Source organism: Promicromonospora sp. NPDC060204, assembly GCF_042728455.1.
Lineage (GTDB): Bacteria > Actinomycetota > Actinomycetes > Actinomycetales > Cellulomonadaceae > Promicromonospora.
Genome location: NZ_JBHWZO010000034.1, coordinates 1 through 11,485, shown reverse-complemented (window position 1 = coordinate 11,485; position 11,485 = coordinate 1). Strand labels below are relative to the sequence as shown.

The following is an 11,485-nucleotide window of genomic DNA, read 5'->3' as shown; positions in this document are numbered from 1 at the left end:
GGCACGACGTCCTGTCCCCGAGCCCTGACAGGACGGAACGGACGTGCTTCCGGTACTCCTCGCCCACGGCGTCCTGGCCCTTGCCGCGCCCGCACTCTTCGCCCGCCTCGGTCGACGCGCCTTCTGGGTGCTCGCCCTCGGTCCCGCCGGGGCCACCGCGTATGCCCTGTCCCAGACGTCGGCCGTGTACGCCGGCCGCACGCCCACGGAACGCGTGGAGTGGATCCCCGCGCTCGGCCTGGCCGTCGACCTGCGCCTCGACTCCCTGTCCTGGCTCATGCTGCTGATCGTGGGCGCGGTGGGCGCCCTCGTGCTCCTGTACTGCAGCGCCTACTTCGCCAAGGACGCCCGCGGCCTGGGCCGGTTCGGCGGGATCCTCGTGGCGTTCGCGGGCTCGATGGCCGGCCTCGTCACCGCTGACGACATGCTCCTGCTGTTCGTGTTCTGGGAGCTCACCACGGTGTTCTCCTACCTGCTGATCGGCCACTACGCGGACCGCACGTCGTCGCGCCGGGCCGCCATGCAGGCGCTGGTCGTGACCACCGCGGGCGGGCTCGCGATGCTGGTCGGCGTCGTCATCCTCGGGGTCGCCGCCGACACGTGGAGCGTGTCGGCCGTCGTCGCCGACCCGCCGACGGGGCCGGCCGTGACCGTCGCCGTCGTCTGCCTGCTGGCCGGGGCGGCCACCAAGTCCGCGCTGGTGCCCACCCACTTCTGGTTGCCCGCCGCGATGGCGGCGCCCACGCCCGTGTCCGCCTACCTGCACGCGGCCGCCATGGTGAAGGCGGGCATCTACCTGGTGGCCCGGTTCGCGCCCGCGTTCTCGGACCTCACGGCCTGGCGCACGGTCGTGCTCGTGCTCGGCGGCACCACGCTGCTGCTCGGCGGATACCGCGCGCTGCGCCAGCACGACCTCAAGCTGGTCCTCGCGTTCGGCACGGTCTCCCAGCTCGGCCTGCTCACGGTGCTGCTCGGCTACGGCACGCGCGCCACCGCGCTGGCGGGCCTCGCGCTGCTCGGCGCGCACGCCATGTTCAAGGCGTCGCTCTTCCTCGTGGTCGGCGTGGTGGACGCGGCGACGGGCACCCGTGACCTGCGCAAGCTCGCCGGCGTCGGACCGCGGCTGCCGGTCACCGCCCTGGCCGCCACGCTCGCGACCGCCTCGATGATCGGCCTGCCCCCGTTCGCCGGCTACGTCGCCAAGGAGGCGGCGCTGGCCGCCTGGGAGCACGACGGCGACCTGCTCGGCCGGGTCATGACCGTCGTGGTCGCGGTTGGCTCGGCCCTCACAGTCGCGTACGGGCTGCGGTTCCTCTGGGGCGCGTTCAAGCCGCGCCTGCCGGCCACCGCCGAACCCCTGGAACGAGAGGTCGCCACGGCGCACGGCGCGGCGCCCGGCACGACGCCCACGACCACTCCCCCCGCCCTGCCCGAGGCCGCGCCCGGCACGATCCACCCGCAGCCGTTCTGGATGGTCGCGCCGCCGCTGGTCCTCGCGATCCTCGGCCTGGTCGTGGCCCTCGTGCCCCAGGTGGGCCAGGAGCTGCTCGCCCCGTACGCGAACACCTACCCCGCCGGCGAGCCCGGGCACCTCACCCTCTGGGAGGGGTTCACACCCGCCCTCGCGATCACCGTCGCCGTGTTCCTGGCCGGTGGCCTCGCGTTCTGGCAGCGGGCCCGCGTCGAGCGGCTGCAGGACTCGCTGTGGTCCCCCGACGGCGCCGACGTGCTCTACCGCCGCTTCATGCGCAAGCTCGACCGCCTGGCCAGCGACGTCACGGCCGGCACGCAGCGCGGGTCCCTGCCCTTCTACCTGGGTGTCATCCTCGTGACGCTCGCCGTGGGACCCGGGCTCGCGCTCACCTTCGGCCTGGTGGGCGAGCCGAACGGACTCCCGGTCGCGCAGGACGCCGCGGGACGCGACGGCGTGCTCCACCTCGGCCCGTTCGCCCTGGTGCCGTGGGACCGCCCGGCGCAGCTCGTCGTCGTCCTCGTCGTCGTGCTGGCCGCCGTGCTGACGGCGCGCGCCCGCCGCCGGCTCAAGGCCGTGATCCTGGCGGGCGTGGCCGGCTACGGCAACGCGGCCCTCTTCCTGCTGCACGGCGCGCCCGACCTGGCCCTGACCCAGGTGCTGTGCGAGACCCTGACCCTGGTGGTCATGGTGCTGGTGCTCCGCCGCCTGCCGCCGTACTTCTCCGACCGGCCGCTGGCGGCCAGCCGCTGGGTGCGGCTCGCGATCGGCGTGGTCACGGGCCTGGTCGTCATGGCGTTCGTGGCCGCCGCGCCGCTGGTGCGGGTGCACACGCCGGTCTCCGTCGACTTCCCCGTGGAGGCCGAGACCTTCGGCGGCGGGCACAACATCGTCAACGTCACGCTCGTCGACATCCGCGCCTGGGACACCGTCGGCGAGATCTCGGTGCTGCTGGTGGCCGCCACCGGCGTCGCGTCCCTCGTGTTCCTGCGGCAGCGCAGCGGCGACGTCCTGCGCCTCGACCGGGCCGCGAACCCGCAGGCGGTCCAGCCCGGCGACAGCGCCAGCGCGCAGCCCGCGCGCCGCGGCCGGTGGCTGCTCGCCGGGCCCACGCTCGACCCCGTGCAGCGGTCGATGCTGTTCGAGGTCCTGACCCGCGTGATCTTCCACCCCATGATGCTGTTCGCCCTGTTCTTGCTGTTCAGCGGGCACAACGCGCCGGGCGGCGGGTTCGCGGCGGGCCTCGTGGCCGGCCTGGCCCTGACCGTCCGCTACCTGGCGGGCGGCCGGTTCGAGCTGGGCGAGGCCGCCCCGGTGCACCCGGGCCTCGTGCTCGGCACCGGCCTGTTCCTCTCTGCTGGCGTGGGCCTCGTGGCGCTGCTCGCCGGGCAGGAGGCGCTCGAGAGCACGATCCTCGACCTGCACCTGCCCCTGCTGGGCGACGTGCACCTGGTCACCAGCCTGTTCTTCGACGTCGGAGTGTTCCTCGTGGTCATCGGCCTGGTCATCGACATCCTGCGCACCTTCGGCGCCGAGCTGGACCGGCAGGCGGAACCCTTCGCCTGGTCGATCGGCCAACGCCGGCGCGTCGAGGTCCGCACCGGGGGTGACCGCGCATGATCGTGCTCGACACCGTGCCCTCGGGGGCACTGCTGCTGACCGTCGGCGTCCTGTTCGCCTCGGGCGTGTACCTGCTGCTGGAACGGTCCCTGACCCGGGTCCTGCTCGGCTTCGTGCTGATGGGCAACGGGGCCAACCTCGCGATCCTCGTGGCCGGCGGCCGCGCGGGGGCGCCGCCCATCACCGGCGCCACCGCGGAACCGATGAGCGACCCGCTGGCGCAGGCCATGGTGCTGACGTCCATCGTCATCACGCTCGCCCTGGTCGCGTTCGTGCTGGCCATGGCCTACCGCTCGTGGCAGCTGCACGGGCACGACGAGGTGCAGGACGACCTGGAGGACACCCGCATCGCGCGGCTCGCCGTCGCGGACGCGCCGTCGTACGCCGACAGCGACGCCGAGGAGTCGGGGTCCACCCTGGACGAGGAGGCGGTGGCCGTGCGGGACGAGGTCGCGCAGCCGGACCCCGCCTCCGGGCCCGACGACGCCGCCCGGCCCGGCGCCGGCGCCCGCGGGGGTGACGGCGCATGAACCTGTGGAGCACCGAGACGCTCGTCCCCCTGCCCGTGCTGGTGCCGCTGTTCGCCGCGGGCCTCGCCCTGGCGTTGCACCGGTACGAACGGGCGCAGCGGATCATCTCCGTGGTCGCGCTGTCCGTGGTGGTGGCCGCCGCCGCGGGCCTCGTGGTCGCCGCCCAGGACGGCCCGGTCGTCATCGACGTCGGCGGATGGGCCGCGCCCGTCGGGGTCAACCTCGTGGCCGACCCGCTCTCCGCGCTCATGCTGCTGGTCAGCGGCGTGGTGCTGCTCTGCGTGCTGCTCTACTCGATGGCGCAGGGCATCGCCGACGGCGACGACCGGACGGCGCCCGCCACCAAGAACACGAAGATCCTGCGCGAGGCCCTGGAGGCCCAGGACCCGGACGCCGACGAGGACGTGCGCCGCGACGTGCTGCCCGTGGCGATCTTCCACCCGACGTTCCTCATCCTCGCCGCAGGTGTGGCGGACGCCTTCCTCGCCGGCGACCTGTTCAACCTGTACGTCGGCTTCGAGATCCTGCTCGCCGCCTCGTACGTGCTGCTCACGCTGGGCGGGACCGTCGAGCGCATCCGGGCGGGCAGCGTCTACGTGGTGGTCGCGCTGCTCAGCTCGATCGTGTTCCTCGTCGCCGTCGGCCTGGTCTACGCCGCCACCGGCACGGTGAACATGGCCCAGCTCGCCGAGCGCCTGCCCGACATCGACCCCGGCGTCCGGCTCGGCATCCAGGCGCTGCTGCTGCTCGCGTTCGGCATCAAGGCGGCCATCTTCCCGCTGTCCGCCTGGCTCCCGGACTCGTACCCGACGGCCCCCGCGCCGGTCACCGCCGTGTTCGCGGGCCTGCTCACCAAGGTCGGCGTGTACGCGATCCTGCGCACCCAGACGCTGCTCTTCCCGCGGAACGAGGTCCTGGAGAACGTGCTGCTCGTGCTGGCGCTCGCCACCATGATCGTGGGCATCCTCGGCGCGGTCGCGCAGGACGACGTGAAACGTCTGCTGTCGTTCACGCTGGTCAGCCACATCGGCTACATGATCTTCGGGGTCGCGCTCGCCACCCAGGCGAGCACCGCGGCGGCCATCTTCTACGTGGTGCACCACATCACCGTGCAGACGGCGCTGTTCCTGGTGGTGGGGCTCATCGAGCGCCGCACCGGGACCACGTCGCTGGACCGCCTGGGCGGCCTCGCCACCCTGGCGCCCGGGCTCGCGGTCCTGTTCTTCGTGCCGGCCATGAACCTGGCGGGGATCCCGCCGCTGTCCGGGTTCCTGGGCAAGGTGGGCCTGCTGGAGGCCGGTGTCGTGGACGGCTCCGGGCTGGCCTGGGTGCTGGTCGTCGGCTCGGTGGTCACCTCGCTGCTCACCCTCTACGCGGTGGTCCGGGCCTGGAACAAGGCATTCTGGCAGCCCTGCCCCGAGAAGCTGCCCGAACCGACGCCCCTGCCCTGGGGCATGGTCGGCCCGACGGCGGCGCTGGTGGCGATCAGCGTCGGGCTCACCGTGATCGCCGGCCCGCTGTACGACTACGCCGACCGGGCGGCCGAGTCCGTCATGGACGGGCACACCTACATCGAGGCCGTGTTCCCCGACGGCGCGCCGCGGGGCACAGGCGAGTCGAACAAGGTCACCGACGACACCGTGGAGGTGGAGCCGTGAACCACACCGACACCGCCCAGGGCCCGTGGCGCCGCCTGGCGCGCCGGCTCGTGACGCTCTGGCCGACCATGGTCGTGGGCGCCGTGCTCTGGGTGCTCCTGTGGGGAGACCTGTCCTGGGCGAACGTGCTGTCCGGCGTGCTGCTCGGCGCGCTCGTGGCGCTGGCCTTCCCGCTGCCGCCCATCGGCACGGCCACGACCCTGCGGGTCGGCCCGCTGCTCCACCTGCTCGGCCGGTTCGTCGGGGACCTCGTGCTGGCGTCGTTCCAGGTGGCGTGGACCGCCGTGGTCCCGCGCCGCACCGCGCGCGGCGGCCCGACGCCGCACGGCGCCCTGGTCTCGGTGCCCCTGCGCGCGGACTCGGACCTGTTCATCGCGACGACCGCGGGCCTGTCGTCCCTGGTCCCGGGCACGCTCGTGATCGACCTCGACCGGCCCAGCCGGACCCTGCGGCTGCACGTGCTGGACATCGCGGCGTCGGGCGGGCCCGAGGGCGTCCGGAAGGCCACCCTCGACCTGGAGGCCCGGCTGCTGCGCGCTTTCGCGCCGAGCGCCGAGCTGGCCCGGGTCGGGCTCGCTCCGTACACCCTGGAGAAGGAGGAACGCCGATGATGCTCGCCGTCGGGGTGGTAGCGACCACCCTCCTCGCCGTGGGCGCGCTGCTCGCGGTGGTCCGGATCGAGCGCGGGCCGACCATGCTGGACCGGACCGTGGCGTTCGACGTGCTCACCACCGCCCTCGTGGGCGCCATCGCCGTCGAGGCGGCGATCTCCCGCCGCACCGAGTCCGTGCCCATCCTCGTGGTGCTCTCGCTGGTCGGGTTCATCGGGTCGGTGACGATCGCGCGCTTCGCCGCCGTCGAGCCCCCCAAGAACGGCACCGCCGCGCAGCGGTCCGGGCCGCGGCCGGGCGCGGTCGGCCCGGGGCCGGCCGGTTCGGGCGCGGCCGGTTCCGAGTCGCCCTCGGGCGCCGTCGACGGGCGGGAGGAGTCATGACCGTCGTGACCGACGTCGCCGCCGCCGTCTGCCTGCTGCTCGGCGCCTTCTTCTCGTTCTCCGCCGGGGTCGGCGTGATGCGGTTCGACAACCTGCTCTCTCGGATGCACGTCGTGGCCAAGCCGCAGGTCCTGGGTCTGCTGCTGCTCCTGGCGGGCGTCGCGCTCCGGCTGCAGGACAAGGGCTCGGCGACGATGCTCCTGCTCGTGGCGATCTTCCAGCTCATGACGTCGCCGGTGGCCGCCTACATGGTCGGCCGGGCCGGGCTGCGCACGCGCTGCGTGGACGCGACGCTCCTGGACACCGAGGACGACGCCTTCCCGGTGCGCACCTCGGCGCAGCGGGACCAGGCGTGAGGTCCGGCTAGGCCGCGCCGCCGCTGGTGGCGGGCTCGTCGGCCGGTTCGTCGGCCGGTTCGTCGGCGGGCTCGTCCGCCGTTTCGCCGGAGGGCTCGTCGGCGGACGCCGCCGCGGACCGGCGCTCCGCCTGCGCGTCGCGCAGCTGCTCGGCGGCGTCGTACCCGAGCGCCGCCTCGGCCGCCTCGTCGGCGAGGGCCAGGCCGGCCGTGCCGTACAGGTGGAACACGGCGTCGGCGCCGTGCCGCTCGAGCTCGGCCGCATCGTCGTCGTACCGGGCGACGGCGGCGACGGTGCCCTCGAACCCGCTCGCGCGCAGCTGGGACAGGGCGATGAGGTTGGCCGCGTGGAACGGCATGGCGAGGATCGCGAGGCGGACGGCGCCCGCGCTGCGCACCCGGCCCCAGAACTCGATGTCCGTCGCGTCGGCCTGCACCACCGTGAAGCCCTCGCTGCGCAGGGCGGTGACCCGGGTCGGGTCGTGCTCGACGCCCACGACGTCCATGCCGTAGTCGTCGCGGAGCTGCCGGACGGCGCCGCGGCCGACCCGGCCCATGCCGAGCACGAGCGCCTCCGCGCCGGACACGTCGATGAGCCGTTCCTCCCGGTGCAGCCACTCGTTGGGCTTGGACGGGAAGCGCTTGGCGAGCGACATCGCGAACTCGTTGCCGCGCGTGTTGATCGCGGAGGACAGCACGAAGCTGGCGGCGACGGCGACGGCCAGCACCACGAGCCACTCGTCGTGCAGCAGGCCGGTCTGGGAACCGACCGCGACCACGATGAGGCCGAACTCGGAGTAGTTGGCCAGCACCAGCCCGGACAGGATCGCCGTCCGTTTGCGCAGGCGCATCAGGCGCAGCAGCACGGCCGTGACGATGGCCTGCAGCGGCAGCATGAGCAGCAGGAGCAGCCCGATGATCGCGGCCTGCCAGCTCAGCTCGCCGGAGAAGCCGATCGAGACGAAGAAGCCGACGAGCAGCAGCTCCTTGACGGTGAACAGGTTGCGGGACAGCTCGGTGGCGGCGGGGTGGCCCGCCAGCAGCATGCCCATGACGAGCGCGCCGAGGTCGCCCTTGAGCCCCACCGCCTCGAACAGCGCGTAGCCCGGGCCGAGCGCGACGGCCACGCCGAACAGCGCCTGCAGCTCGCCGTGGCCCACGCGCGACCAGACCTTGCGCAGCAGCCAGGCGCCCGGGATCAGGAGCACGAGGGCGAACGCCCACGGGCTCGGTGGGTGGTCGGAGGCGACCGACAGGAAGACGACGGCGATCAGGTCCTGCATGACGAGCACGCCGATGGCGATCCGGCCGTACAGGGCGGACTGGTCGGAGCGGCCGTCGAGCACCTTGACCACGAACACCGTGGAGGAGAACGACAGCGCGAGCCCGAGGAGCGCGAGGACGCCCAGGCCCTCGCCCGCGAGCATCGAGAAGCCGACGACGCCGAGCAGGCCGAGGAAGCCCACCGCGATCGCGACGCTGACCAGCAGGTGCGGGACGGTGGTGAACCAGACGTCCTTGCGCAGCAGCGTCTTGACGTCGAGCTTGAGGCCGATGCCGAAGAGCAGCAGCGTCACGCCCAGGTCGGCGACGGTCCCGAGGTAGGCCGGCTCCTGGACCCCCGCCGCGTGGAGCGCGAACCCGGCCACCAGGAACCCGACCAGCGGCGGCAGCCGGAGCAGCACCGCGCCGAGCCCGGCCGCGACCGTGGCTACCAGAAAGATCGCAGCGGTGGCCATGCCCCGAGTTTAGTTGTCGCGTGTTTCAGGAAACCGCCGCCGCGGCACGCAGTGCGGGTGAAAGGGCGCCCTTGTCCTCGACGGTCACGCCCGCCAGGCCCAGCCACCTGGCCATGGCGTGCAGCTCGTGCGCCAGCCGGGCCGGCGTGTGGTCCGTCAACGTCGGCTCGGCGTGCGCCGACTGGACCCGCAGCACGCCCGCGGCGCGGTCGGCCTTGAGGTCCACGCGGGCCGTGAGCTGCGCGTCCTCGAGGAACGGGAGCACGTAGTACCCGTCGGTGCGCTGGGCGGCCGGGGTGTAGATGCCGATCCGGTAGCGCATGCCGAACAGGCGCTCCAGGCGGGTGCGCTCCCAGACCAGCGGGTCGAACGGGGCGAGCAGGGCCTGCCCGGCCGCGCGCCGCGGACGGGCGGCGTCGCGGTGCAGGAACCACTTCTCGGACCCGCCGGCCACGCGCGCGGGCAGCAGCACGCCCTCCTCGGCGAGCTCGGCCAGGGCCCGGTCCGCGACCGGCCCCTTGAGCCGGTAGTAGTCCTTGATGCTGCGCGCGTCGCCGATCCCCTGCGCCCGCGCGCCGAGCTCCAGCAGGGCCTTCTTCGCCTCCAGCTCGGGCACCTCGACCAGGGCCGACGGCGGCAGCACGCGTTCCGGCAGGTCGTAGAGCCGCTCGAACTGCGCGTTGCGCCCCGCCGAGACCACCTCGCCGGTGAAGAACAGGTGCTCGACCACGCGCTTCTCGGTGCTCCAGTCCCACCAGGTGCCGCGCTTGCGGCGCACCGAGCGCCCCTCGGAGACGAACCGGTCGTGGATCTGGGAGGCCGACAGCGGGCCCTCGGACGCCACCAGGTCGTGCACCTCGCGAACCTGCGGCGCGTCGGGCAGGCGCACGCCGTCCAGCTCGCGCCAGTCGTACTCCTCGGCGAACCACCGGCGGCGGAACGCCAGCAGCGGCCAGACGTGCGGGGGCACGTAGGCCGCGACGTGCGCCCAGCTCTCCACGAGCCGCCGGTCCGCCGCCGCGCCCCGGGTCGAGCGCCGGGCGTGCCGGCCCGAGACCGTGGCCCGGTCCAGCAGGTCGGTGTCGTACGGGCCGAGCCGGGAGAACAGCGGCAGCAGGTGCGCGCGGGCCAGCACGTTCACCGAGTCGATCTGGAACAGGCCGAGCCGGTCGATCACGCCCTGGACGTGCCGCATGGTGCGCGGCCCGTCGGTGCGCGGGCGATGCAGGCCCTGGGCCGCCACGGCGGCCCGGCGTGCCTGGTCGAGGGACATCTGGATCGGTTGCACGGCCCCATCCTGCCGCGCACCACTGACACTCGCGCCGACGCGTGCACAGGCCTGTGGACAACCGGCGGCAGGGCGCGGCGGCGGGCAGGGTGGGCGGGTGCGCCCCGTCCGCGAGCTCGCTCGCCTCCTGCTGCCCGTCGCCTGCCCGTGCGGCGAGCCCGACGTGCCCTGGTGCGCCCGGTGCGCGGCGCTCCTCGCCGCCCCGTTCGCGCGGGTCGAGCACGGCGCGCCCCGCCTGGACCGGCTCGACGGCGTACCGCCGGTGCCCGTGTGGGCGCTGACGCCGTACGCCGGCCCGGTGCGCGACGTCGTCGTGCACTGGAAGGACCGCGGGCGGGCCGACCTCGACGGCCTCCTCGCGCCCGCGCTGCGCAGGGCCGTCGCCCGCCTCGGGCCGGTGCTCTCCCCCGCCTCCGGCGCACCGCTCGCGGTCGTGCCCGTGCCCTCCACGGGGGCCGCGCGCCGGGCTCGCGGCCGCGAGCCCGTGGCGGCCCTGGCCCGGGCGGTGGCCACGGGCCTGCACGACGGCGGTGTGCCCGCCCGCGTGGTGCCCGCCCTCGCCCGGACGGGTCGCGGGCGGGACCAGGTGGGCCTCGGCGCGCGGGCCCGCGGGCGCAACCTGAGCGGTTCCGTCCGCATGACGAGACGCGGGGCGCGGGCGCTCGGACAAAGATCCGTGTGCATTCTTGTGGACGACGTGCTCACGACCGGCGCGACCCTCGCCGCCGTCGAACGAACCCTCGAGGAGTGCGGCCACGACGTCCTGGGAGCAACCGTGCTGGCAGCGACCCCGGCCCCCGGGGCGCGGCGCTCAGATCTCGGAGACGTGAGCGTCGGGTGAAAGCGACGTTCCGATCCGAACCTGAAAGTGTGACAGATCTGTGTCGTCTTGTTCACCGTTGGTTGGGACTGTCGTTACCCAGGCGACGGAGTTAGCCTGAACCTCCCACGCAAGATCCGAGCCCGACGAAGTTGTCGGGCGCCGCGACGGGAGGTGGTACGTGCCCGGCACCAGCAGGGGGTGCCTGACCCAGTAGAGAAGGGCGCGCGCCGCCGGCAAGGGACGGCGTGGCCCAGTGTTCCCGGAGCGGAGATACGCACATGGAAATTGTCGTTGTCGGCAGGCACACGGACGTGGCAGACCGTTTTCGCCAGCACGTGGAGGACAAGCTCGCCAAGGTGGAGCTGCTGTCCCCCTACGTACGCCGGGTGGATGTGGAGGTCACGCACGAGAACAACCCGCGGCTGTCCGAGAACCGCGAGCGCGTCGAGCTCACGCTGCGCGCCAAGGGCCCGGTGATCCGCGCCGAAGCTGCGGCAGACGACCGCTTCGGCGCCCTGGACCTCGCGATCGACAAGCTGAACGAACGACTCCGCCGAGCCCGGGACCGTCGCAAGGACCACCGGAACAACAAGGTGCTCGCCCCCGTGGACGTGCGCCCGCTCGACGAGATCCTGACCGACGGCGGCTCCAGCGGACCCGAGCCCCAGATCTCGACCCCGGCAGCGCTGGCCGCGCCGGGTGACTCCGTGGAGACCACGATCGGCGACTCGCCCGTGGTGATCCGCCAGAAGCTGCACCACGCCGACCCGATGACCCTGGACGACGCGGTCTACGAGATGGAGATGGTGGGCCACGACTTCTACCTCTTCATCGACAAGGAGACGTCGCGTCCGTCGGTGCTCTACAAGCGCAAGGGCTGGTCGTTCGGTGTGATCCAGCTCGACAACCCGTGCGGCGGCGCCCCGGTCACCGACCTGACATAGCGAGCGGGCCGGGAAGGCACAGCCGAGAACAGGACGGCGGCGAGGCGGATACGGTTCCGCCCT

General features: G+C 73.5%; 10 protein-coding genes. 8 read left to right on the top strand and 2 right to left on the bottom strand.

Going from position 1 to position 11,485, the window contains the following annotated elements; all coding sequences use genetic code 11:
- The first annotated feature begins 43 nt into the window (after positions 1 to 43).
- From ACFWEJ_RS06920 to mnhG, 6 genes are read left to right on the top strand one after another with little or no spacing between them, the layout of a single operon-like run.
- A complete protein-coding gene (locus tag ACFWEJ_RS06920; RefSeq protein ID WP_377228462.1) occupies positions 44 to 3,091 on the top strand; it encodes a Na+/H+ antiporter subunit A in 3,048 nt (1,015 codons plus the stop codon).
- A complete protein-coding gene (locus tag ACFWEJ_RS06915; protein WP_377228461.1) occupies positions 3,088 to 3,621 on the top strand; it encodes a Na(+)/H(+) antiporter subunit C in 534 nt (177 codons plus the stop codon). Before ACFWEJ_RS06920 ends, ACFWEJ_RS06915 begins: the two co-directional genes overlap by 4 nt.
- A complete protein-coding gene (locus ACFWEJ_RS06910) occupies positions 3,618 to 5,279 on the top strand; it encodes a Na+/H+ antiporter subunit D (RefSeq protein ID WP_377228460.1) in 1,662 nt (553 codons plus the stop codon). Before ACFWEJ_RS06915 ends, ACFWEJ_RS06910 begins: the two co-directional genes overlap by 4 nt.
- Positions 5,276 to 5,890: a Na+/H+ antiporter subunit E gene (locus ACFWEJ_RS06905; protein WP_377228459.1), complete on the top strand. Its 615-nt coding sequence runs from the start codon at positions 5,276 to 5,278 to the stop codon at positions 5,888 to 5,890. The genes ACFWEJ_RS06910 and ACFWEJ_RS06905 overlap by 4 nt, the downstream gene beginning before the upstream one ends.
- A complete protein-coding gene (locus tag ACFWEJ_RS06900; RefSeq protein WP_377228458.1) occupies positions 5,887 to 6,273 on the top strand; it encodes a monovalent cation/H+ antiporter complex subunit F in 387 nt (128 codons plus the stop codon). Before ACFWEJ_RS06905 ends, ACFWEJ_RS06900 begins: the two co-directional genes overlap by 4 nt.
- Positions 6,270 to 6,629, top strand: a complete 360-nt coding sequence (gene mnhG / locus ACFWEJ_RS06895; RefSeq protein WP_377228457.1) for a monovalent cation/H(+) antiporter subunit G — start codon at positions 6,270 to 6,272, stop codon at positions 6,627 to 6,629. The genes ACFWEJ_RS06900 and mnhG overlap by 4 nt, the downstream gene beginning before the upstream one ends.
- A gap of 7 nt (positions 6,630 to 6,636) precedes the next feature.
- On the opposite strand, the gene ACFWEJ_RS06890 is transcribed toward mnhG, so the two are convergent.
- The gene (locus ACFWEJ_RS06890; protein ID WP_377228456.1) at positions 6,637 to 8,367 is read right to left on the bottom strand and encodes a cation:proton antiporter; all 1,731 of its coding nucleotides are present in this window, start codon (positions 8,365 to 8,367) and stop codon (positions 6,637 to 6,639) included.
- A 25-nt stretch (positions 8,368 to 8,392) separates the two neighbouring features.
- Positions 8,393 to 9,655 carry a winged helix-turn-helix domain-containing protein gene (locus ACFWEJ_RS06885; RefSeq protein ID WP_377228455.1) on the bottom strand — a complete coding sequence of 421 codons (1,263 nt, stop codon included), beginning with the start codon at positions 9,653 to 9,655 and terminating at the stop codon, positions 8,393 to 8,395.
- A gap of 97 nt (positions 9,656 to 9,752) precedes the next feature.
- Between ACFWEJ_RS06885 and ACFWEJ_RS06880 the strand changes: the two genes are divergently transcribed.
- Together ACFWEJ_RS06880 and hpf are read left to right on the top strand one after the other, a co-directional pair.
- A complete protein-coding gene (locus ACFWEJ_RS06880) occupies positions 9,753 to 10,496 on the top strand; it encodes a ComF family protein (protein ID WP_377228454.1) in 744 nt (247 codons plus the stop codon).
- Positions 10,497 to 10,756: 260 nt separating this feature from the next.
- Positions 10,757 to 11,422 (top strand): ribosome hibernation-promoting factor, HPF/YfiA family, encoded by a 666-nt coding sequence (hpf, locus tag ACFWEJ_RS06875; protein WP_377228453.1) that lies wholly within the window; start codon positions 10,757 to 10,759, stop codon positions 11,420 to 11,422.
- The last annotated feature ends 63 nt before the right edge of the window (positions 11,423 to 11,485 follow it).

Bases quoted from the DNA above. Each gene is read 5' to 3' on its own strand.
- ACFWEJ_RS06915 (WP_377228461.1), top strand. From the start codon at position 3,088: ATGATCGTGCTCGACACCGTGCCCTCGGGGGCACTGCTGCTGACCGTC.
- ACFWEJ_RS06910 (WP_377228460.1), top strand. From the start codon at position 3,618: ATGAACCTGTGGAGCACCGAGACGCTCGTCCCCCTGCCCGTGCTGGTG.
- ACFWEJ_RS06900 (WP_377228458.1), top strand. From the start codon at position 5,887: ATGATGCTCGCCGTCGGGGTGGTAGCGACCACCCTCCTCGCCGTGGGC.
- mnhG (WP_377228457.1), top strand. From the start codon at position 6,270: ATGACCGTCGTGACCGACGTCGCCGCCGCCGTCTGCCTGCTGCTCGGC.
- ACFWEJ_RS06890 (WP_377228456.1), bottom strand. From the start codon at position 8,367: ATGGCCACCGCTGCGATCTTTCTGGTAGCCACGGTCGCGGCCGGGCTC.
- hpf (WP_377228453.1), top strand. From the start codon at position 10,757: ATGGAAATTGTCGTTGTCGGCAGGCACACGGACGTGGCAGACCGTTTT.